The sequence below is a fragment of the Sphingomonas sp. SL1004 genome (assembly GCF_057815015.1).
On the sequence record NZ_JBYMUX010000001.1, the window covers coordinates 282,054 to 302,991 of the forward strand.

20 protein-coding genes are annotated in these 20,938 nt (G+C 65.3%); 8 read left to right on the plus strand and 12 right to left on the minus strand.

What is annotated here, in order from left to right:
- Positions 1–4: 4 nt before the first annotated feature.
- The 5 genes from AC3D24_RS01350 to AC3D24_RS01370 all read right to left on the minus strand — a co-directional run bounded on the left by AC3D24_RS01350 (position 5) and on the right by AC3D24_RS01370 (position 5,471).
- Positions 5–721 (minus strand): phosphocholine cytidylyltransferase family protein, encoded by a 717-nt coding sequence (locus AC3D24_RS01350; protein ID WP_489027495.1) that lies wholly within the window; start codon positions 719–721, stop codon positions 5–7.
- Position 722: 1 nt separating this feature from the next.
- Entirely contained in the window at positions 723–1,814 is a 1,092-nt protein-coding gene (locus AC3D24_RS01355) for an inositol-3-phosphate synthase (RefSeq protein WP_056050788.1), read from the minus strand.
- A gap of 15 nt (positions 1,815–1,829) precedes the next feature.
- Entirely contained in the window at positions 1,830–2,690 is an 861-nt protein-coding gene (locus AC3D24_RS01360; RefSeq protein ID WP_489027498.1) for a CDP-alcohol phosphatidyltransferase family protein, read from the minus strand.
- A gap of 54 nt (positions 2,691–2,744) precedes the next feature.
- On the minus strand, positions 2,745–4,838 hold the full coding sequence (locus tag AC3D24_RS01365; protein ID WP_489027500.1) for an NAD(+) synthase: 2,094 nt from the start codon (positions 4,836–4,838) through the stop codon (positions 2,745–2,747).
- Between the two features lie 195 nt (positions 4,839–5,033).
- Positions 5,034–5,471 (minus strand): hypothetical protein, encoded by a 438-nt coding sequence (locus tag AC3D24_RS01370; RefSeq protein ID WP_489027502.1) that lies wholly within the window; start codon positions 5,469–5,471, stop codon positions 5,034–5,036.
- Between the two features lie 221 nt (positions 5,472–5,692).
- Here AC3D24_RS01370 and AC3D24_RS01375 point away from each other — a divergent pair, with 221 nt between their 5' ends.
- On the plus strand, positions 5,693–6,049 hold the full coding sequence (locus AC3D24_RS01375) for an ArsC family reductase (protein WP_489027504.1): 357 nt from the start codon (positions 5,693–5,695) through the stop codon (positions 6,047–6,049).
- A gap of 11 nt (positions 6,050–6,060) precedes the next feature.
- Positions 6,061–6,342, plus strand: coding sequence for a DUF427 domain-containing protein (locus AC3D24_RS01380; RefSeq protein ID WP_489027506.1), 282 nt, complete (start codon positions 6,061–6,063; stop codon positions 6,340–6,342).
- Between the two features lie 156 nt (positions 6,343–6,498).
- On the opposite strand, the gene ypfJ is transcribed toward AC3D24_RS01380, so the two are convergent.
- A complete protein-coding gene (gene ypfJ / locus AC3D24_RS01385) occupies positions 6,499–7,416 on the minus strand; it encodes a KPN_02809 family neutral zinc metallopeptidase (RefSeq protein WP_489027508.1) in 918 nt (305 codons plus the stop codon).
- Positions 7,417–7,517: 101 nt separating this feature from the next.
- Here ypfJ and AC3D24_RS01390 point away from each other — a divergent pair, with 101 nt between their 5' ends.
- Together AC3D24_RS01390 and AC3D24_RS01395 are read left to right on the plus strand one after the other, a co-directional pair.
- Entirely contained in the window at positions 7,518–8,303 is a 786-nt protein-coding gene (locus AC3D24_RS01390) for a 3-hydroxybutyrate dehydrogenase (protein WP_489027510.1), read from the plus strand.
- 85 nt (positions 8,304–8,388) lie between these two features.
- Positions 8,389–9,012, plus strand: coding sequence for a DUF4893 domain-containing protein (locus AC3D24_RS01395; protein ID WP_489027512.1), 624 nt, complete (start codon positions 8,389–8,391; stop codon positions 9,010–9,012).
- Here the strand turns inward: AC3D24_RS01395 and AC3D24_RS01400 are convergent.
- The 3 genes from AC3D24_RS01400 to AC3D24_RS01410 all read right to left on the minus strand — a co-directional run bounded on the left by AC3D24_RS01400 (position 9,009) and on the right by AC3D24_RS01410 (position 11,038).
- Complete coding sequence (locus tag AC3D24_RS01400) at positions 9,009–9,659, minus strand: hypothetical protein (protein ID WP_489027514.1); 651 nt, start codon at positions 9,657–9,659, stop codon at positions 9,009–9,011. The genes AC3D24_RS01395 and AC3D24_RS01400 overlap by 4 nt on opposite strands.
- Positions 9,660–9,715: 56 nt before the next feature.
- On the minus strand, positions 9,716–10,702 hold the full coding sequence (locus AC3D24_RS01405) for a cation diffusion facilitator family transporter (protein WP_489027516.1): 987 nt from the start codon (positions 10,700–10,702) through the stop codon (positions 9,716–9,718).
- Positions 10,703–10,873: 171 nt separating this feature from the next.
- Entirely contained in the window at positions 10,874–11,038 is a 165-nt protein-coding gene (locus AC3D24_RS01410; RefSeq protein WP_489027518.1) for a hypothetical protein, read from the minus strand.
- 231 nt (positions 11,039–11,269) lie between these two features.
- Here AC3D24_RS01410 and AC3D24_RS01415 point away from each other — a divergent pair, with 231 nt between their 5' ends.
- Positions 11,270–12,652 (plus strand): helix-turn-helix domain-containing protein, encoded by a 1,383-nt coding sequence (locus tag AC3D24_RS01415; protein WP_489027520.1) that lies wholly within the window; start codon positions 11,270–11,272, stop codon positions 12,650–12,652.
- Positions 12,653–12,662: 10 nt separating this feature from the next.
- Here the strand turns inward: AC3D24_RS01415 and AC3D24_RS01420 are convergent, their stop codons facing one another.
- Positions 12,663–13,589: a hypothetical protein gene (locus AC3D24_RS01420; RefSeq protein ID WP_489027522.1), complete on the minus strand. Its 927-nt coding sequence runs from the start codon at positions 13,587–13,589 to the stop codon at positions 12,663–12,665.
- 399 nt (positions 13,590–13,988) lie between these two features.
- Between AC3D24_RS01420 and AC3D24_RS01425 the strand changes: the two genes are divergently transcribed.
- The 3 genes from AC3D24_RS01425 (at position 13,989) to AC3D24_RS01435 (ending at position 18,730) form a co-directional block, all read left to right on the plus strand.
- Positions 13,989–15,107 carry a lactonase family protein gene (locus tag AC3D24_RS01425; protein WP_489027524.1) on the plus strand — a complete coding sequence of 373 codons (1,119 nt, stop codon included), beginning with the start codon at positions 13,989–13,991 and terminating at the stop codon, positions 15,105–15,107.
- Between the two features lie 157 nt (positions 15,108–15,264).
- Positions 15,265–16,752 (plus strand): ATPase domain-containing protein, encoded by a 1,488-nt coding sequence (locus AC3D24_RS01430; RefSeq protein ID WP_489033008.1) that lies wholly within the window; start codon positions 15,265–15,267, stop codon positions 16,750–16,752.
- A 1-nt stretch (position 16,753) separates the two neighbouring features.
- Positions 16,754–18,730 (plus strand): ATP-binding protein, encoded by a 1,977-nt coding sequence (locus tag AC3D24_RS01435; RefSeq protein WP_489027526.1) that lies wholly within the window; start codon positions 16,754–16,756, stop codon positions 18,728–18,730.
- A gap of 219 nt (positions 18,731–18,949) precedes the next feature.
- Here the strand turns inward: AC3D24_RS01435 and AC3D24_RS01440 are convergent, their stop codons facing one another.
- Positions 18,950–20,365, minus strand: a complete 1,416-nt coding sequence (locus AC3D24_RS01440) for a coniferyl aldehyde dehydrogenase (RefSeq protein ID WP_489027528.1) — start codon at positions 20,363–20,365, stop codon at positions 18,950–18,952.
- A gap of 175 nt (positions 20,366–20,540) precedes the next feature.
- Positions 20,541–20,900, minus strand: a complete 360-nt coding sequence (locus AC3D24_RS01445) for an energy transducer TonB (RefSeq protein ID WP_489027530.1) — start codon at positions 20,898–20,900, stop codon at positions 20,541–20,543.
- Between the last annotated feature and the right edge of the window lie 38 nt (positions 20,901–20,938).

Below are 20,938 nucleotides of genomic sequence, written 5' to 3' on the forward strand. Positions count from 1 at the left end.
AGCCTCAGGCGGCGACGGCGTCCGCTCTCGTCGCCATCCATGCCTCGGCCTTCGCCAGAGCAGGGGCGTCGTCGACATCGATCCAGTCGATGTCGCTGCAATCGACGATCCGGGCTAGGCCTTGCGCGGCCAGCAGGCGGACGCCTTCGGTCAAAGACGGGCTAGCGAGCGTTGCCAGCGCATCCGACAGCGCAGGGCCGATCGCGAAGACGCCGGTGTCGTAGCAGTCGTGGGGTTCGAGGCCCTTGCCGATCGCGACGATGCGGTCGCCTTCGGTGGCGACGCAGGTGACGTCCTCGGGGTCAACCCAGTCATGGCCGAGCCGTCGGTCGATGCCGAGGCGTAGACCACCGCCAGCGCCGGCTTTCGCCATGCGCGCGTAGAGGTCTGGGCTGACGAGGTGGTCGCACATTGCGAGGACTGCTTCGTCCCCGGCCAGGGCATCGCGCGCCGCCAATACCGAGACGCCGTTGGGTTCGCGGTGATCGGCGAGCACAGTCTCGACTGCCAGCGGCCAGCGCCGGCTCGCTAAATACGCTTCGATCGCCTCACGCCCATAGCTCACCGTCACGATCGCGCGTGTGAACCCAGCTTCCGCCAGACCTTCGAGCGCATGCGCAATGAGCGGCCGCCCCGCCACTGCGCAGAGCGGTTTGTACGGAGCGGAGGTGCGAAGGCGGCTGCCTTCCCCGGCGGCGAGGAGGACAGCCGTCTCGATCATCTCAGGCAGCCTTGATGAACCGCTCGACTTCGATCTGCGCGAGATCGTCGGTCATCTGCGTGCGGGGATGCTTGCAGAAATAGGCCGATGCAGGGTCGATCACGCCGGCGATGCCGCGATCCTTGGCGATCTTGGCGCAACGGATCATGTCGATCGCGACGCCCGCCGAGTTGGGGCTGTCCTCGACCGAAAGACGCAGTTCGATGTTCATCGGCACGCCGCCGAACAGCTGGCCTTCCATGCGCAGGAAGCAGACCTTGTTGTCGTTCTGCCAGGGCACATAGTCCGACGGACCGATATGGACGTTGTCGTCGTCCATGCGCTCGGCCGCGACCGACTGGACGGCTTCGGTCTTCGAGATCTTCTTCGATTCGAGACGGCGATGGTTCGACATGTTGAGGAAGTCGGTGTTGCCGCCGGTGTTGAGTTGGTAGGTGCGATCCAGCTTCACGCCGCGCTTGGCGAACAGGTCGGTCAGCACGCGGTGGACGATCGTCGCGCCGAGCTGCGCCTTGATGTCGTCGCCGATGATCGCGACGCCGGCGTCCTCGAATTTCTTCGCCCAGACCGGGTTCGACGCGATGAAGACGGGGATATTGTTGACGAACGCAACGCCTGCTTCGATCGCGCACTCGGCGTAGAATTCGGTCGCTTCCTGCGAACCGACCGGCAGGTAGTTCATCAGCACGTCGGCGCCCGATGCCTTCAGCTCGGCGATGACCTCTTCACGGGTCGGCTCGGCGGCGTCCGAAACGAGGAACGTGCGGTCGTCCTTGAAGTCGGCCATGTGGTCGGCAACGCCGTCCAGCTTCTTGCCCATCTTCACGATCGTGCCGGTGTTGCCGACATTGGGTGCGAACACCGCGGTGCAGTTGGGCTTGGCGAAGATCGCCTCGGCGACGTCCTTGCCGACCTTGCGACGATCGACGTCCCAGGCCGCGACGACCTTGATGTCGCTCGGCTTGTAGCCACCCATGTCGAAATGCATCAGGCCGACCTGGTCGTTGGCGCCCTCACGGTAGTGCTCGAGGCCTTGCACGAGCGAGCTCGCGCAGTTGCCGATGCCGACCACGGCGATCCGAATGCTATTCATTACTGACCCTGTTCCTTACGAAAGATGCATGCGCGACGCGGTCTTTGGTCGCGTTGCGGAGGTATTACGAACGAAAGCCCGCTCGACACGACGGTGCCAGACGAGCCCGACGATGGCCACGAGCGTCAAAGGGACGATCTCGAACCACCAGAAGATGCGTGGGTTGCCCGCGAAGCAGGCGACGAAGATCGCCCATACCCGGACATTCGCGGTAAGCAAGGCCATGAAGCGCAACGGGGCGACGGCGCGAGCCCCGTACAGCGTACCGAGCGCGACCGGATCGCTCGATTGGCCGAGCGTCCGTTCGAACGGCATCGCGATCCGATCGATGCTGCTCGCGACCCCATCGTAGAAGCGGACGAGCGGGTTGCCGGTCGGGACGGGGGGCGCTTCGAGCGCGACGCCCTTGATCCGGCGATGAAAGCGTGAGCGCTCACCCTCGTACATGTTCGACTGCACCGCGTGGGCGCCGCCGGCGGCAAAGGCGAGGATCCAGGCTTCGGGCGTATCGATCGTCAGTGCGAGCGAGACGTAGATCAGTGCGAACACGCCGTGATCGCACAGACCGTCGAGCATCCGGCCGAGCGGGCTGGCGGTCTTGGTCGCGCGCGCGACCATGCCGTCGAGTCCGTCGGCTATGAGCCACCCCATCGACAGCACCAGACCGACCAGCGCAAGCGCCCAATTGCCCCATTGCGTGTAGGCGAGCGCGGCTGCTCCACCGAGGCAAAGCCCCGCCACGGACACCGAATTCGCGGAAATTCCACGCGCCAAGGCGAGCGGCAGAAGCGCACGGCCCGCCGGGTGAATTAGCCAAAGATTCGATGGGATCTCGATCCGGCGATCGCGCGATCCATCCGGTGGAGCCACTGTCATAGGATTTTCATAATGCGCCCGACACGCGGTTTATGCAAGATGGCGCGGCTAACCCTACGGAACGCTTGACCGCAATTCTTCGATCCAAGCGGTTGCAATTCCGTCCGAAGGCGCACGCCAATCGCCGCGCGGCGACAGCGCGCCGCCCGCCGAGACCTTCGGTCCGTTGGGCATTGCGGACCGCTTGAACTGGCTGGTCGCGAAGAAGCGGAACAGGAATTTCTCCAGCCAGTGGCGGATCGTTGGCAGGTCGTAGGCGACGCGTGCATCGGTGGGCAGGTCCTCGGGCCACGCGCCGACGCTCGCGTCGCGCCATGCATGCCAGGCGAGAAACGCGATCTTCGACGGTGCGAGACCGTGGCGGATCACGTAATGCGCGAAGAAGTCGTTCAGCGCGTAGGGCCCGATCATCGACTCGGTGCTCTGCAATTCGCCGTCCGCACCCGCTGGCACGAGCTCGGGTGAAATCTCCTGCGCGAGGATCGTCGCCAGGATGGCGTCGGTCGCCGCGTCATACTGGTCGGTGCGGATACACCAGCGGATCAGGAACTGGATCAGCGTCTTCGGCACGCCGCTGTTTACGGCGTAATGACTCATCTGGTCGCCGACGCCGTACGTGCACCAGCCGAGCGCCATCTCGCTGAGGTCGCCGGTGCCGAGCACGATCCCGCGCCGCTGGTTGGCAAGACGGAACAGGTAATCGGTGCGCAGGCCGGCCTGCACGTTCTCGAACGTGATGTCGTAGACGGGCTCGCCCTCGCTGAAGGGGTGGCCGATATCCTCCAGCATGCGTGTCGCGGCAGGGCGGATGTCGATCTCTTCGGCGGTGATGCCGAGCGCGCGCATGAGCGCCCACGCGTTCGCCTTGGTGCCCTCGCCGGTTGCGAAACCGGGCATGGTGAAGCCGAGGATGTTGGCCCGCGGGCGGCCGAGCCGGTCCATCGCCTTGGCTGCGACGATCAGCGCATGGGTCGAGTCGAGGCCGCCGGAGACACCGATCACGATCGTCTCGGCGTTTGCGGAAACGAGCCGCTTCGACAGCGCCTCCACCTGGATATTGAACGCTTCGTAACAATCGTCGTCGCGCCGTGCCGGGTCGTTGGGGACGAAGGGGAAGCGACGAATGGCGCGCTCCAGCCCTCTCGATCCTCCCCCTTGTGGGGGAGGATCGTACGCTTCAGTCTCGATCTCGGCTTCACGCCCAGCCATGTGATCGAACGCAATCCGTCGGAACCGCGTCTCCGGGTTGCCGGCGAACACCGCAGCGTCGTTGAACGTCCCGAACCGCAGGCGCTCCTGCGTGATCCGCTCGCAATCGACGTCGGCGACGACCAGTTCGGGCTCGGTCGCGAACCGTTTTGATTCCGCCAACTGTTCGCCAAGTTCATGGATCAGGCCCTGGCCGTCCCACGCGACTTCGGTGGTGCTTTCGCCCGGTCCCGCGGCGGAATATACGTACGCGCAGACTGCCCGAGCCGACTGTGCCGCCGCCAGCATTGCCCGTTCGCGGGCCTTGCCGATGACGATATTGGAAGCGGAGAGGTTGCAACAGATCAGCGCGCCCGCGAGAGCGCCTGCCGTGGAGGGCGGGGTGGGCGCCCAGTAATCCTCGCAGATCTCGGCGTGGAACACGAAGCCGGGCAGGTCGCGCGCGGCGAAGATCAGGTCGGTGCCGAACGGGACCTCAGCACCGTCGAGGTCGATCGTCAGCCCGGTCAGGCCGGCGCCGCTCGCGAACCAGCGCTTTTCGTAGAATTCGCGGTAGTTGGGCAGGAACGTCTTGGGCACCACGCCGAGCACGCGGCCCCTGGCGATCGCCAACGCGCAATTATACAGCCGCCCGTTCCGCACCAGCGCCGCGCCGACCAGCAACACGGGCCGTAGCGTCTCGCTCGCCGCCACGACGGTGGAAATTGCCGCGAGGGTCGCCCGTTGCTGCGCCGTCTGCAGATGCAGATCGTCGATCGCGTAGGAAGTGAGGTTCAGTTCGGGAAACACCACGAGGTCGACGCCGCGATCGTCTGCATCCCGCGCGAGCGCGATCGTCGCCTCCGCATTGGCGGCGGTATCGCCCACCGATGCCCTTGGCGTGGCAGCGGCAACCCGGATCAGGCCGTGGCTATGGATGGCGTAGAAAGGATGCGTCATGGTCAACCGATAAACGCCGTCGTCGTGCGGCGCTACCGGCTTGCTGAAAGTGCCGCGTTAAAGCGGTGGTCGACATAGGACAGACGATACGGCACCGGAGTGTGCACCCCGGGTCCTGGACTTGGTGGACTGCGGTCGCACCGTTTCTACCAAGGCGATACGGCCCCCGCCAGCGGCGCGTCGGCGTCGGCGCGTTTACTGTCGAACCTCGGATCGACAGGTCGTCTTGGTGCCCGCAACCGATATGGTCGCACGCTCACCGAGGGCCATCGGCGTGATGGTCCTGCGTCCCTTCCAGGTGAATTTGAAGTTGACGGGGCCGACGAGCTTGCACACCGCGCCCTTGCCTTCAGGCAGGCACATGGTGTCCAGTCGACGATAATCATCCACCGTCGCCGGCTCCACCGGAGACACGCCGACGCCCGTCGCGGCTGAACCACCAACAAGGAAACGCTGGCCGAAGTTCATGGCGTTGACCGTCCAGGAGGTTGGCCCAGCCGGTGTTGGAGCTCGATCGATCCCATTGTCGGCGGCCAGCCTCGCACAGAAATCACCCGTGGCGGCGGAGGGTGACTGTGCTGGAGCGCCGGTCGAAACGAAAACGATCGCAAAATATGCCAACAGCCTCATCATTCTCAATTCTCCGAACCGCATCGCTATCGACAAGGGGATACCATGCGTGAGGACGTCCGCAATCGGGCAAGCTTCGAACGTGGACGACCGGGGAGCGATAAGCTTAATGTGTCTCCGCCGCCGTCCCTGCGAGCTAGTTGTCAACCGCCTCCATCTCGCGGTCTCCGTAGCTCCAGGCTAAGGGGCGGGGCTAGCGTTACGTACGGTTTCGGGAGGCGATTTTGACGATCACGATGTTCGGCATCAAGAATTGCGACACGATGAAGAAGGCCCGCGCCTGGCTCGACGAGCACGGCGTGGCGTATGCGTTCCACGACTACAAGGTCGCCGGGATCGATCCTGCGCATCTGAACGACTGGATCGGCCGGGTTGGCTGGGAGGTGCTGCTCAACCGCGCGGGAACGACGTTTCGCAAGCTGCCTGAGGCGGATCGCGCAGATCTCGATGCGGAGAAGGCCACCGTGCTGATGCTGGCGCAGCCTTCGATGATCAAGCGCCCGGTGCTCGATACCGGCGAGACGCTGCTGGTCGGGTTCAAGCCCGAGGCGTATGACGCGGCGGGTTTGGGACACGCCTGAAGGAGATCGATATGCCTGTCGCTACATGGAATGGCCACGAGATCGCGCGATCGGACGATACCGTCGTCGTCGAGGGTAACCACTATTTCCCCGCGGACAGCGTCGATCCGGCGTTGCTGGAGGATAGCGCGACGCACTCGAACTGCCCGTGGAAGGGTGTCGCGAGGTACAAGACGCTGGTGGTGGACGGGAAGCGCAACGTCGATGCGGCTTGGTATTATCCGGACCCGAAGTCGGCGGCGGCGGAGATCAAGGATCGCTATGCGTTCTGGAAGGGCGTCGTCGTCGCGTAAGGACGCGCGCGTCATTTTGCATCCTCCCCCGCAAGGGGGAGGTGTCGCCGAAGGTGACGGAGGGGGAGGACACGGAGCAGGTGTGACCCTTTCCTCCCCCTCCGTCTGGCAAGTGCCAGTCACCTCCCCCTGGCGGGGGGGATTGAGACGCCCAGTTCAGATCGCGCCCGAGAACGTGTCGCACTGCTGCGGATCGCCGCTCTCCAGCCCGCGCTTCAGCCATGACTGGCGCTGCGCCGACGTCCCGTGCGTGAAGCTGTCCGGGACCACGCGCCCCTGCGATTCCTTCTGCAGCGTATCGTCGCCGATCGCCTGCGCGGCGGTCATGCCCTCCTGAATATCACCCGCCTCAAGCCGCGACTTGTTCGCCGCCGCCCACACGCCGGCATAGCAATCGGCCTGGAGTTCGAGCCGTACCGACAGCGCATTGCCCTCGGTCTCGCTCGCCTGGCGCTGCGCCTGCTGGACCTGCGCGTTGGTGCCCAGCAGCTTCTGGATGTGATGGCCGAACTCGTGCGCGATCACGTAATCCTGCGCGAAATCGCCCTCCGCCTTGAAGCGGGTCGACAGCTCGTTGAAGAAGCTTGTGTCGAGGTAGATGCCTTGGTCGGTCGGGCAATAGAACGGCCCCATCGCCGATTGCGCCGCGCCGCAGCCCGACCGGCCGTTGCCGTCGAAGAAGACGAGCTTCGGCGCTTCGAACCGCTGGCCGTTCTTCTGGAAGATCGCTTCCCACGTGTTGTCGGCCGAGCTGAACGCGTTGCAGGCAGCCTTGCTTTCGGCATTCAGTGAGCAGCTCGACTTGGTATCGGTGCCTGCGCGCGGCGACCCGCTCTGCGTGGTCGGCGCGGAGGATTGCCCGCCGCCGAGCAGGCCGCCAAGGCCGCCCATGCCGCCGAACACCGCCATCAGGATCAGCACGACGACGATCCCGCCGCAGCCAAAGCGGCTGCCGATCATCGGCAATAGCCCCATTAGCAGCCCGCCGCCGCCACCGCCAAAGCCGCCGCCTCCGCCGCCCGAGCCGCGCTGGTCCTCGACGTTAATGTTCGGATCGTAGTCGTCGAGCCGCATGATATGCCCCTTTTCGTTTCTGCTTGGGAACGAAATGCGCAAGGTGGCGGTAGAGTTGCAAGGGCGCAGGCTCGGCCGTGCGATAGCGATAAGGAGGACGCATGTTCCTGAAGGGCAAGACCGCGGTCATCACGGGATCCACGTCCGGGATCGGGCTCGCTTATGCCAAGGCGTTTGCTGCCGAAGGCGCCGCGATCGTCTTCAACGGCTTTGGTGACGCAGACGCGATCGAGCGGGAGCGGGCGGCGTTGGCGGGCACCAGCGGCGCGGTCGCGCTGTACGATCCAGCCGACATGACCAAGCCCGACGAGATTGCGGCGATGGTCGCGCGCGCCGCGGCCGAGACCGGCAGCGTCGACATCGTCGTCAACAACGCCGGCATCCAACATGTCGCGGGGATTGCGGATTTCCCGATCGACAAGTTCGACGCGATCATCGCGATCAACCTGTCCTCGGCCTGGCACATGATGCGCGCCGCGGTGCCGCACATGCGCGCCAAGGGCTGGGGGCGGATCATTTCGACCGCGTCCGCGCACTCGCTGGTCGCGAGCCCGAACAAGTCCGCCTACGTGATGGCCAAGCACGCGATCGCCGGGCTTACCAAGACGATCGCGCTGGAGACCGCGACCGACGGCATCACCGTCAACTGCATCTCGCCGGGCTATGTCTGGACGCCGCTGGTCGAGAACCAGATTCCCGACACGATGGGCGCGCGCGGGCTGACGCGCGACCAGGTGATGAACGACGTGCTGCTGGCCGCGCAGCCGACCAAGGAATTCGTCACGCCCGAACAGGTGGCGGCGTTCGCGCTGTTCCTGTGCCGCGACGAGGCGAAGGCGATCACCGGCGCGAACCTGTCGATGGACGGTGGCTGGACGGCGGCCTGATCAGGCATCGGGACCGGCGGCGGAAAAGCGTTGCCGATCATAGAGATACAAGCGTAGCTTCGGCACGCGGACGAGGGCGAGGGCGATGCGAATTTCAAGAATTGCGGCCTGCGTCATGGTGATGGAATGCTGTGCAAATGCGACGGCTGGGGCGGCACCGTTTCGGAACGACAGCCGGGACAAGGACTGGCGCCAGGTCGCGACCTCGGCGGACCGTGGTCGATTGCGCGGCTGGCGCGGCGCGTGGGTCGATGCGCTTGCCGAAGTCGATCCGCGCGAGATCGCGAAGGAGCCGCAATTGTTCGATCCGGACCATGCGCTCACCGATGCCGTGCCGCCGTCGGGTGCCTATCGATGCCGGACCTTCAAGCTCGGGGCGCGCGCCGGGATCGGCCCGACGTTCGCGGCGTCGGCCGCGTTCGCCTGCCGGATCGACGGCAGCGGTGAGGGCGATGTCGTCAGTCTGGTCAAGCTGGATGGATCGCAGCGACCGGTCGGGACGATCTTCGCTGATACCGACTCGCGCGCCGTGTTTCTGGGCACGATGGAACTCGGCGACGAGAAGCGGCCGATGCGCTACGGCCGAGACGCCAACCGCGACATGGCGGGGCTGATCGAACGGATCGGGCCGAAACGCTGGCGCGTCGTGCTGCCGTATCCGCGCTTCGAATCGGTGCTCGACGTGGTGGAACTGGTGCCGGCGCCCTAGCGCGGCGCAGAGGCGCGCGGTGCGGTCATCTGGACGGGGCGCGCGACGCGGTCGGGCGCAGTAGTGGCGATCGTCGCGACGGGCGTGAGCGGGGGGAGGCTTGCGAGATAGTCCTTGCCGTGTCGGTCGACGATCGTGATGCGACCCGTGTTCGCCGCGGCCACCGCCTTCAGGAACGACCGCGGTTTCTTCATCAGTTTCGGCTGGTCGAGCCCGGTCAACCCGACGCGCCGCGCCGCCTCTTTCACGAACGTAACGCAATTATGATCGGCCAGGCGGTAGACGCTGTCGGGCTTGCCCTCGCTCCACGCGTCGACCAGCGCGAGCACGGCGGTATATTGCGCGTCCGTCATCACCACCGAAAAGTGGGCGTTGCTGCCCGCGACGTAGAATGGCTTGGCGATGTCGAGCTTGCCCGCCACAGGGCCGAACAGCAGCGCCGGCGAGACCGACTTGGCGGTAAACCCGAAGTTCGCATCGACCGGCGCACCGCCGGCATCGGGCACGCCGCGCACCGTGAAGAACGCGTGCGGAAAGCTGTTGCCGAGTTCGTGGCTCCAGAAGGTTATCGTGACCGCAGCCTGCGCGGGAAGGGCGAAAATGCTGCACAGACACAGCATGGCGAGCAGGCGCAGCAACGGTCTCATGCCGAGAAATTATCGAGGAATAACGAGCCTTACCAGCGCTCTAACCGTGATTTACATCAGTTTTGCATGGTATTTTCATCGGTGTGTTGCGCAAATGTCGATGTGGGGGACAGTGTCGCATTCTCGCGCTTTTCGGGGCGGATGTAGATTGACGACAGAGTCGGCACGGCGGTCCGCAACTCGGCCTCCATCGCCTCGATCATCGTCTCGCCTTCGCCCATCGTGACGGCGTCGTCGAAGTCCGCGCTGATTGCCGCGAAGATGCTGTCGGGGGCGGTGTGGATCGTGCGGACGTGATTGACCGCGACGATCGCCGGGTGCGCGGCGACGATTCTCCGGATCGTCGCGATGACGGTCGGGTCGGCACGCTCGCCGATCAACAGGCCCTTCGATTCGCGCGCGAGCAGGACCGCCACCAGCGCGAGGATCACGCCGATCGCGATCGATGCGGCGCCATCGATCCGCGCGTCGTTGAAGGCATGGCTTGCCCAGATGCCGATCCCGGCGATGACCAGACCGGCGAGCGCGGCCGAATCCTCGAACAGCACGATGAAGCCGGCCGGGTCCTTCGAGCGGTGGATCGCAGACCACCAGCCCATCTCGCCCTTGGTCTTGGCGAATTCGCGCATCGCGATCGTCCAGCTGCTGCCCTCGAGCGCGAACGAAATCGCCAGCACGACATAGTTGATCGTCGGGCTGGACAGCGGCTCGGGCGACTGGATATGGCGCCACCCTTCGTAGATCGACACGCCGGCGCCGATCGCGAAGATCAGGATTGCGACGACGAACGCCCAGAAATACAGCTCGCGGCCATAACCGAACGGGTGCGCTTCGTCGGCGGGGCGCTTGGCCTTGCGCTGGCCATAGAGCAGCAGTACCTGGTTGCCGCTGTCGACCACCGAGTGGAATCCCTCGGTCAACATCGAAGACGATCCGGTCAGCCCGGCGGCAACGAATTTCGCCACGCCGATCCCGAGATTTGCAGCGAGTGCGCCATACAGGACGATGTCGTCCTTGATGCGAGCGGTCAGTGTCTTGGCCATCCCGCCGTCCTACACGAGGAAATGGGGTTGGAAAGGGCGGCATAGCAACAGGTTGGCAAAGACCTTGCTAGCCTCCTCCTGACGGGGGAGGATAGGGACTCGCAGGAATGCCCGCCGGTGGACGAACCACCGGCGGGCACCTTTCCTCCCCAGGAAACTGCGTAAGGCGTGTCAGCCGAGCCGGCCGAGGCGGTGGTACAGCGCGCTCATCCGCATCAGCCGCGTGTCGTCGATCGAGGTCCGGCTGATCATCTCGCCGAGAACTTCCTTCATCAGCGCGAAATCGTTGGTCGAGAAGACGGCACGGGCGCGGGGTTGTTCGGTGGTCGTCTGCATGGCTTGCCTCCTTCGATGGTGTAACGTGGCTTGCAGGGTCGCCTTCAAGGCGCCGGCAAGATCATGTTGTCTCTCTCTTTACAGTGTCTGCGTGCCGAGAGAGGCGATGCACGTGTAATAACGAGCAATGTCGGTTATCTGGAATGCTCGCCGGCGATCGGTGAGCGTCGCGCTGTAGGTCGTTCTTGTTATTCAGCTGTCGCTCTGTAAAGATCGTGACAGGAGGCGGCGATGGCAGAGCGGAAATTGCTGGCGGGGCATGCGATCCGCCGATTGCGGCGCGGTGCCGGCCTGACGCAGGCGGCGATGGCCGACATGCTCGCGATCAGCCCGAGCTATCTGAACCTCGTCGAACGCAACCAGCGTCCGGTGTCCGCGACGCTGCTGGTCAAGCTCGCCGAGAATTTCGACTTCGATCCGCGCTCGCTGGCGGCGGCCGAGCCGGGCGGCGGTGCGGAGGGAATCCGACGGCGGCTGGCCGACCCGATGTTCGCCGACCTCGAGATCGATCGTAACGAAGTCGAGGAGTGGCTTGCGAGCGCGCCCGGCGGCGCTGCGGCCTTCGCGCGCGTGTTCGACCGGATCGGCGGTGGTGCGGTGGTTGAGGCGGGCGACGATCCCGTCACGCTGGTGCGTCGCGAAATCGAGCGCTGGCGCAATCACTTCGCCGATCTCGATGCTGCCGCCGAAGCACTGGCGGACGAATTGCGGCTGGGCTCTGGCGATCTGTATGGCGCGATCGCCGAGCGGTTGCGCGCCAAGCATGGCCTGACGATCCGCGTGCTGCCGGCCGACGTGTTGCCCGATACGCTGCGCCGGCTCGACCTGCACGCGCGGCAGTTGCAGCTCAGCGAGGTGCTCGATCCGGCGTCGCGCACCTTTGCCGTCGCGTTCCAGCTTGGCCAGATCGAGGCGAAGGTTGAGATCGACGCGCTGGCGAAGGGGGCGGGCTTTGCGGATCGGGCTGCCGAACGGCTGTATCGACGGCATCTGCTCGGCTATTTCGCGGCGGCGCTGATGATGCCTTATGCGCGGTTTCTGCGCGGCTGCGAGTCGACCGGCTACGACATCGAACTGCTGCAGCGCCGGTTCGGGGCGGGCTTCGAACAGGTCGCGCACCGCCTGACGACGTTGCAGCGCGTCGGCGCGCGCGGGCTGCCGTTCTTCATGATCCGGATCGATCGCGCGGGGCAGGCCTCGAAACGCTATCCCGGCGCGAGCGGCGCGGCGCTGGTCGAGGCGGATGGCCGCTGTCCGTTGTGGCGTCTCCACCACGCGTTCGACCGGCCCGGCAGCCTTACCGTTCAGCTCGTCGAACTGGAAGATGGCGCTCGCTGGCTGACGATGGCCCGCACGGTGAGTCCGCAGGGCCGACTTTATGGTGCGATTCCAGCGGAGTTCGCGATCGGTCTGGGGGTCGCGGCTGCGCAGGCGGGCGTGCTGGCGGTTGCGCGCGGGATCGACCTGACCGGCGAAGCGATGCCGATCGGTCTCGGGTGTCGCGCCTGTTTCCGCAGCGATTGCCCGCAACGCTCGACCGCGCCGGCAGGTCGTGCGCTGCTGATCAACGAGCGCGAGCGACGGACCTCGGCATTGACGTTTGCGGGCGACTGAGGGGAGTTTCCTAAAGCGTCACGTGGTGGTGAGGCGGGTCGGGGGGGCGCGTCGTGGTTCCGGGAACGGTCTTCTTTTCGACTTCGTGGAGCGCCTGGGTAGGCGCACCGATCACCGCGGCGCGGGCGCGCAGGCTCGCGCGCAGGAACACGGTTTCCCCGCCGATGAACCGGCGCGGCGTGGTGCCGAGGAACGTGGCAGCGTCGCGCAGGAAGTGCGACGCATCGAAATAGCTGCTGTCGATACCCGAATAATCGCCAAGACCTTCGGCACGGATCAGGCCGATAAACGAGCGCAGGAATCGCGACCGACGCAGCAGCAGCTTGGGTGGCATGCCGAAATGTCGGGTCGCCATCCGGCGCAATTCATGCGTCGGAATCGCGAGCCGGTCGGCAACGTCCTTCATCTCGATCACGCCGTCGGTCACCATCAGCGTCGTGAACGCGCGAATATTGTCCTCGTGCGGCGACCGTCTTGCAAACATCGGCGCCAGCAGCGAATCCAGGAACGGCTTGATCATCGTGTCGGTATCGAGCGCGTCGAGCCCGTCGGTGAACCGCTGGGAGACCTGCGGCCCGAGAATGCTGCCGAGCGAGGCGACGCGGTTGTGATAGTCCGCCGCGGGGCGCCCGATCATCCGCGCCCAGCCGAGCGCGCTCAGGCCGATGCCGACCGCCACGCCGCCATGCGTAACGGTCCGGAATGCGCGACTGGTCGGGCCGTAAAGGCTGGCGCGGTCGAGCGGCCCGAACCGGTGGTTGCCGATCGAGACGTCGATCGCGCCGGCATCGACCGTGAACGAGAGCATCGCCGGCGCCGGTAGATACCAGTTGACCATCGGCGCGCGATCGTCGGCGGCGTAGATCGCGTAGCCCGTCACATACTCGGCGAGCGACGCATCGGGCAGGTCGTAGCGCATCCGCATACCCGGGGGCATGGCGAACGCCGCCGAGGGAGCGCCGATGCCGTTCGTACCCCCCAGAACTTGCCCCACGAGCATCGTGCAAACCTTAACATTTATTTAGAATTTCGCGCGACTGCCACATCGGCGGCGGATTGGCTATAAAAACTTAAATGACTGTAGTTACGGTCGATTTGGAAAAGCTGAAATGCCGTTCGATATCGAAAAGTTACATTATCGATGATCGTGATGTCGGACGTATGTATCGATTGTAAAGATCGGATGCTGACATACCAGAGCCGTCATGATCGTGCACGTTCGCACCCGACCCTACCCAGTTGCCCAATACTATGGCCGTATTACTGCCACTTAGATTGGCATCATTGTCTCTTGCATGAGCGTGACGCATGGCGGCGCGGCAGATAAGGGATCGAGATGAGCGACTGGACCACGACACGGCGGACTGCCCTGACCACCATCGGGGCAACTATCGGCGCCACACTGACATATTCCGTCGCTGCGTCCGGTCGCGTGGTGCGGCTCGTCGCCGGGACGTATGCGCGCGAAGGCGGCAAAGGGCTCTACCCGGTCGTCTATGATACCGGCCGCGATCATTGGTCGATCGGCACGCCGATCCAGGGGATCGACGATGCGTCGTTCGGTGTCGGTGGTGGTCCGGGTGGCGCCTATTACCTGGTTCGGGAAAAGACGGAGGGTGAAGTGTCCGCTTATGCGCCGGGGTGGGCCCGGCGTGGCACCGCTGCCACCGATGGCGCAGACCCCTGCTATCTCGCGCTCGACCGGCAGTCCGCCTGCCTGGCGGTCGCAAATTATTCGAGCGGGAGCGTGGCCTTCCACCGGCTCGATACGCGCACCGGCATCCCCGCCGCGCCGATGCTGTTCCGCCACAGCGGCGCCGGCCCGAACCCTGATCGGCAGGAGGGGCCGCACGCACATTGGGTCGGCTTCAGTCCGGATCGGCGCTGGCTGCATGCGATCGATCTCGGCGCGGACACCATCTTCGCCTACCGGTTCGATCCACAGGCGCGGACGTTGGCGCCACCAGTGGTCGCGTGGCGTGCGCCGGCCGGGGCGGGGCCGCGACACATGGTTCGGCACCCCCGGCTGAAGCGCGCCTATGTCGTCAGCGAACTGTTGAACGCGCTCTTCACGCTGGACGCGGCGAGCGACGGGACGTTTGCGACGCGGCACAGCGTGTCGACCTTGCCCGCGGGCCATGCCGGCGCGTCGCAGGCCGCGCACATAGCGATCGATAGCGGGGGGCGTCGGCTCTACGTGTCCAATCGCGGGCATGACAGCCTTGCGGTCTATGCGCTGGATGCCGCGGGAACGCCGACGCTGCTCCAGCATGTCGCGAGCGGTGGCAACTGGCCCCGCATGTTCCTGCTGCTCGACGGCGAACGGCGGCTGATCGTCGGCAACGAGCGATCGGGTACGCTCGTCGCGTTCCGGGTCGCCGCGGACGGTCGGCTCGCACCGACTGGGCAGACGCTGGCGGTGCCGGGCGTCGTCTTCCTGGGACGGCCCGACTAGCCGCGTTTCGCGCAGGCGGACTGCAGGCGGAGCGGCTGTCGATCCGCAGCTTTGCGATTGCGACGGGATCTCCTATGATCGCTGGGGCTTGGCGCCCGATATTGGCGCGCCGGGCGAGAGGAAGGAGTGCCAATTGGCACAAGACGACGACCTGCCCATGCTGGCACGGACAGGAATCGCAGGACTCGACGACATTCTCAACGGCGGCCTTACGCCTGATCGAATGTATCTGGTGGAAGGAACGCCGGGCACCGGCAAGACCACGCTGGGGCTGGGCTTTCTGCTCGCCGGAGCGGAGGTCGGCGAAACCGGGCTGTACATCACCCTGGCCGAGACCGAGGTCGAACTGCGCGCGGTGGCCAAGACGCATGGCTGGTCGCTCGATCCGCTGATGCTGTTCGAGATGGTGCCTGCCGATGGGCTCGGCGAGGATCATGAGCAGACGTTGCTGCATCCGAGCGAGGTCGAGCTGGGCGAGACGATCCGCGACGTGATGGCGAAGATCGACGAGATACGGCCGGTCCGCGTGGTGATCGACAGCCTGTCCGAACTCCGCCTGCTCGCGCAGAGCCCGATCCGCTATCGTCGCCAGATCCTCGCGCTCAAGCACTTCTTTTCGACGCGCGACTGCACCGTGCTGTTCCTCGACGACAAGAGCGGCAGCGGCAGCGATCTCCAGTTGCACAGCATCGCACACGGCGTGATCTCGCTCGAGCAGACGCTGTCGGGCTTCGGCGCCCAGCGCCGCCGACTGCACGTCGTCAAGATGCGCGGCGTCCGTTACCGCGGCGGTTATCACGACTTCGAGATCGAGCGGGGCGGGCTGTGCGTCTATCCGCGGCTGGTCGCCTCCGAGCACGGCGAACCATATGACGACGAGGCGATGACGACCGGATCGAGCGAACTCGACGCATTGCTCGGCGGCGGGCTGATTCCGGGCACGGCGACGCTGCTGACCGGCCCCGCGGGCGTCGGCAAGACCACCGCGTCGGTGCAGTGCATGGTTGCGGCACTGAAGCGCGGTGAGCGGGCGGCGTATTTCCTGTTCGACGAACGCCTGCCGACGTTGCTGAAGCGGAGCGCGTCGCTGGGCATGGACCTGGCGCCGTTCGTCGCCAGCGGGATGCTCGAACTACGCGCGATCGACCCTGCCGAAATGTCGCCTGGCGAGTTTTCGAACGCAGTTCGCGCGGCGGTCGAGACGCACCATGCCAAGGTCGTCGTGATCGACAGCCTCAATGCGTATCTGCAGGCGATGCCGAACGAGCAGTTCCTGATCCTGCAAATGCACGAGATGCTGACCTATCTCGGCCAGAAGGGGATCGTCAGCCTGCTGATCCTCGGGCTGCACGGGATTACCGGCGACGTTCGCTCCGATGTCGACCTAAGCTATCTCTCCGACACGATCGTCCAGTTGCGCTATTTCGAGGCGCATGGCGAAGTCCGTCAGGCGATTTCGGTCATCAAAACGCGCACGGCACGGCACGAACGGACGATCCGGGAGTTTCAGATCGGTAGCAGTGGTTTGCACGTCGGCGAACCGTTGCGGCATTTCCAGGGTGTGCTGACCGGCGTGCCGACATTCTCCGGCGAAGGAAAGACGCTCATGGCCAGCCGGATGGGAAGCGAGGACGCTCGGACCTAGCATGGAAAATCGGGTCCTTATCCTCGCGCCGCGTGGTCGCGATGCCGCGATCGCGGCGGACCTGCTCGACAGGAACGGCATTCCGGCGACGATCTGCAAGGACCGCGCGGATCTGCTCGCGCACCTACAGGCCGCGGCGGGGGTGGTGTTGCTGACCGAGGAAGCGCTGACGACAGATGACCCGACGGTGCTGGCGGACTGGGTCGCGGGGCAGCCGAAATGGGCGGATATTCCGTTCGTCGTGCTGGCAAACGGGACCAAGACGCCGCGGACCTTGCGCGCGACGCAGCGCCTGCGCGATCTGGGCAACGTCGTATTGCTGGAGCGGCCATTGCACGCCGAGGCGATGCTGGGCGCGATCCGATCGGCGCTGACCGCTCGTAGCCGCCAATATGAGTTGCGCGACGTTGCGGTGACGCTGGAGCGCGCGGTGCAGGACCGCACCGCCGAACTGCAGTCCGCGCGCGAAAGTCTCGAAATCGCGCTCGAGGCTGCGGGCATGGGCAGTTGGGATATCGATCTGGCGACAGGCGAAGCACGGCGGACGCCGCGACATGACGAGATCTTCGGCTACCCGAACGGTACGGCGCATTGGACGGTCGACAGCTTTCTCGATCATGTCGAGCCCAAGCAGCGAACCGCGGTGAAACAGGCCTTCGACGAAGCGTTGCAATCGGGCACGCTGGATCTGGAGTGCAGCATCGACGCGGCGGACGGAGCCCAGCGGTGGATCGTGGTCAAGGGCCGCGTGCGTTACAATGACGAGGGCGCCGCGACCCGAATGACGGGTGTGGTATCCGATGTCACGGATCGCAAAGAAGCCGATGCGCAACTCGCACAGGCACAGAAGATGGACGCGATCGGCCAGTTGACGGGCGGCGTCGCGCATGATTTCAACAATCTGCTCACCCCGATCGTCGGCAGCCTCGATCTGATGCGGCGGCGGCACAAGGACGACGAACGGACGCAGCGGATGATCGGTGGCGCGCTGCAGGCCGCCGAGCGTGCCGCGACGCTGACGCAACGCCTGCTCGCATTCGCACGGCGGCAGGCATTGCAGCCGCGCGCGGTCGATATCGGCGCGCTGATCGACGGGCTCGTCGACCTGATCCGCCGCTCGCTCGGGCCGTCGATCACCGTCGTGCTCGAAGTGCCGCGGCATCTGTCGTCGGCGCGGGTGGATCCCAACCAGCTCGAACTCGCGCTGCTGAACCTCGCGATCAACGCGCGCGACGCGATGCCGGGGGGCGGGCGGCTGACTCTGTCGGTCAACCAGGCGGTGGTCGACGATCGCAACACCGTCGGGCTCGCCGCGGGCAGCTATCTGCGGCTGGTGTCGGCGGACACCGGGATCGGCATGGACCGCGCCACGCTCGCGCGGGCGACCGAGCCGTTCTTCTCGACCAAGGGCGTCGGCAAGGGCACCGGGCTGGGCTTGTCGATGGTCCACGGGCTGGCCGCGCAATCGGGTGGTACGCTGCGCCTGACGAGCGAACCGGGGGCGGGGACCGCGGTGGAATTGTGGCTGCCGGCCACTGCCGAAGCGCCCGCGGACACGGTCGAGACCGCGTCGGAACCGGTCCAGGCGCGACGCGGTGCGAAGGTGTTGCTGGTCGACGACGAGGATCTGGTCCGCGCGGCTACCGCCGACATGCTGCGCGACATCGGCTATGTCGTGGTCGAGATTGCGTCGGCGAGCCAGGCGCTGGCGGCGATCCGATCCGGCGTCGACGCCGATATATTGGTCAGCGATTACCTCATGCCTGGGATGACCGGAGGGCAGTTGATCAGCGAATTGCGGTCATCCGGAAACCGGATGCCGGCACTGTTGGTCACCGGCTATGCAGCGGCAGGCGAAGACGTACCCGACGATATCATCCGCCTCGCCAAGCCGTTTCGCCAGGTTGATCTGGCCGCTCGGGTCGATGAGCTGCTGAGACAGTCGCCGGCGGGACGACCGAAGCTGCGCGCGGTCTAATAGGCCTATCGGAATTCCGTCTTGGTCGAGCAGCGTTACGTCTGCAATCCGACCTTACCAGGCCCCTCCTTGTTCTCCCGCGAAGGCGGGAGCCCGGTCTGGATCCCCGCCTTCGCGGGGAAGCAGGCTTTTTCCGAAGGGATATCCGGCGAACCAGTCCAGGATAGGGGAGCAAGTTTCAGGAAATGCGTCATATCGGATTTCGATCGGCCTCAAGCTTTAGCGCATCATCCGCGCGATCGTCTTGGCCGCCGCCGCACCGTAAGGCGGCTTGAGTCCGGCGAGTTTGGCGACGTCGAGCTTCGATTGCTTGTAGACCGCGCGGCCATGGCTGAACGTGCGGAAGCCGTCGAGGCCGTGATACGCGCCCATCCCCGACGGGCCGCTACCGCCGAACGGCAGGTCCTCCATCGAGACGTGGAAGATCACGTCGTCGAGCGTGACCCCGCCGGATATCGTCCGGTCGAGCACGCGACGGCGCTCCGCCTCGTCGCTGCCGAAATAATAGAGCCCGAGCGGGCGGTCGCGGCGGTTCACCTGCGCGATCGCGTCGTCGATGCCGTCGTAGCGGCGGATCGGCAGGACGGGGCCGAAGATTTCCTCCTGCATCACGATCATGTCGTCCGTCGCGTCGCGGACGATGTGCAGCGGCATCTTCCGCGAATTTGCGGCGCCGAAATCCTCGTTGGCGGGGTTTACGACCTCGACCGTCGCACCCTTCGCGCGGGCGTCGGCGATCCAGTCCGTGAGGCGCTGGTGATGGCGATCGTTGACGACGGAGGTGTAGTCGGCGTTGGCGAGCAGGGTGGGGTACATGGCGCTGGCGGCGGCCTTGATGCCATCGACGACCTTGGCCTCGTCCGCCGAGGGGACGAGCATGTAATCGGGCGCGAGGCAGATCTGCCCCGCGTTCATCATCTTGCCGAGCGTCACGCGTTCGGTGGCCTTCGCGATATCTGCCGAGGCGCCGAGGATGACCGGCGACTTGCCGCCGAGTTCGAGCGTGACCGGCGTCAGATTATCGGCGGCGGCGTGCAGGATGTGGCGGCCGATCGCGGTCGCGCCGGTGAAGACGAGATGGTCGAACGGCAGCGCGGAGAAGTCCTTGCCGACGTCAGCGCCGCCGGTGACGATCGCGAGTTCGTCCTGCGCGAAATACTGCGGCGCGATCTCCGCGAACAGTGCGGCGGTTGCAGGGGTGTATTCGCTGGTTTTCGCCATCGCGCGATTGCCCGCCGCGAAGACTCCGGCAAGCGGCGCCATCAGCAGGTTCACGGGAAAATTCCACGGCGCGATGATGCCGATCACGCCCTTGGGTTGGTATTCGACCCACGCCTTCGCACCGAGCAAGCCCAACGGAAACTGCACCGGGCGGCGATCGCGCTTCATCCAGCGGTCGAGATGCTTCGCCGCATGCGCGATCGGCGCGAGCGACGCGCCGATATCGGTGATCATCGTCTGCTCGCGGCTGCGGTGGCCGAAGTCCTCCGACACCGCGTCGCAGAACCGCGCAGCATTGTCCTTCACCATCGCCGCCGCGCGCTTGAGCCGATCGAGGCGGACGGCCTTGGTAACGGGCAACTCGGCCATGAACGCATCGCGCTGGGCGGCGAGGATGGTGTGCATATCGGTCATTGGGGCATCCTCGAACGGGGGACAAACGCGAATACGCATGCAAGACGCTAGGAAGAGGGCTCACCGCCAATGGTTCGGTCGAGAGCGATATGTCCGTTCTCGACAAACAACATCCGATACTCTGCCCTCAGTTAATCATGTAGCCGTTGATAGCCTCTGACCACATGGTCGCAATCTATTGCGGAGCAGCAGCCGGCACTGCTTCTGGTAGTAAACTTGGCAGCTTCCAGCGCAATCGGCCTGCATATGTCGCTGCGACAGGCTTGCCCGCCACGTCCAGCGCTGGTTTGAACTCCGCGGTTTTTCGTAGCTGGCTGCAAGTCTGCTGGTCGAGATCGGCATGATCGCTGGTTTGCGTGACCCGGCATCCGGTGACCTTGCCATTCTTCGCCAGTTTCACCTCGAACGCGACTACCCCTTCCGAACGGGCACGCAGCGCGGTCGGCGGGTAATCCAGCTGGACGGAAATCAACCGCGCCGACGTCGCTGCCCCGGCGGAGGCCAGCAAGGCGAATGTCAAAACCGCTTGCAACATCGTCGTCACCCCTTGCTTGCCACTGTGCGCTATCGAAA

Coding starts and splice junctions, on each gene's coding strand:
- AC3D24_RS01350 (WP_489027495.1), bottom strand. CDS start 721: ATGATCGAGACGGCTGTCCTCCTCGCCGCCGGGGAAGGCAGCCGCCTT.
- AC3D24_RS01380 (WP_489027506.1), top strand. CDS start 6,061: ATGCCTGTCGCTACATGGAATGGCCACGAGATCGCGCGATCGGACGAT.
- AC3D24_RS01425 (WP_489027524.1), top strand. CDS start 13,989: ATGAGCGACTGGACCACGACACGGCGGACTGCCCTGACCACCATCGGG.
- AC3D24_RS01360 (WP_489027498.1), bottom strand. CDS start 2,690: ATGACAGTGGCTCCACCGGATGGATCGCGCGATCGCCGGATCGAGATC.
- AC3D24_RS01405 (WP_489027516.1), bottom strand. CDS start 10,702: ATGGCCAAGACACTGACCGCTCGCATCAAGGACGACATCGTCCTGTAT.
- AC3D24_RS01420 (WP_489027522.1), bottom strand. CDS start 13,589: ATGCCCCCGGGTATGCGGATGCGCTACGACCTGCCCGATGCGTCGCTC.
- AC3D24_RS01365 (WP_489027500.1), bottom strand. CDS start 4,838: ATGACGCATCCTTTCTACGCCATCCATAGCCACGGCCTGATCCGGGTT.
- AC3D24_RS01415 (WP_489027520.1), top strand. CDS start 11,270: ATGGCAGAGCGGAAATTGCTGGCGGGGCATGCGATCCGCCGATTGCGG.
- AC3D24_RS01370 (WP_489027502.1), bottom strand. CDS start 5,471: ATGATGAGGCTGTTGGCATATTTTGCGATCGTTTTCGTTTCGACCGGC.
- AC3D24_RS01445 (WP_489027530.1), bottom strand. CDS start 20,900: ATGTTGCAAGCGGTTTTGACATTCGCCTTGCTGGCCTCCGCCGGGGCA.
- AC3D24_RS01395 (WP_489027512.1), top strand. CDS start 8,389: ATGCGAATTTCAAGAATTGCGGCCTGCGTCATGGTGATGGAATGCTGT.
- AC3D24_RS01400 (WP_489027514.1), bottom strand. CDS start 9,659: ATGAGACCGTTGCTGCGCCTGCTCGCCATGCTGTGTCTGTGCAGCATT.
- AC3D24_RS01390 (WP_489027510.1), top strand. CDS start 7,518: ATGTTCCTGAAGGGCAAGACCGCGGTCATCACGGGATCCACGTCCGGG.
- AC3D24_RS01355 (WP_056050788.1), bottom strand. CDS start 1,814: ATGAATAGCATTCGGATCGCCGTGGTCGGCATCGGCAACTGCGCGAGC.
- AC3D24_RS01440 (WP_489027528.1), bottom strand. CDS start 20,365: ATGACCGATATGCACACCATCCTCGCCGCCCAGCGCGATGCGTTCATG.
- ypfJ (WP_489027508.1), bottom strand. CDS start 7,416: ATGCGGCTCGACGACTACGATCCGAACATTAACGTCGAGGACCAGCGC.
- AC3D24_RS01410 (WP_489027518.1), bottom strand. CDS start 11,038: ATGCAGACGACCACCGAACAACCCCGCGCCCGTGCCGTCTTCTCGACC.
- AC3D24_RS01430 (WP_489033008.1), top strand. CDS start 15,265: ATGCTGGCACGGACAGGAATCGCAGGACTCGACGACATTCTCAACGGC.
- AC3D24_RS01435 (WP_489027526.1), top strand. CDS start 16,754: ATGGAAAATCGGGTCCTTATCCTCGCGCCGCGTGGTCGCGATGCCGCG.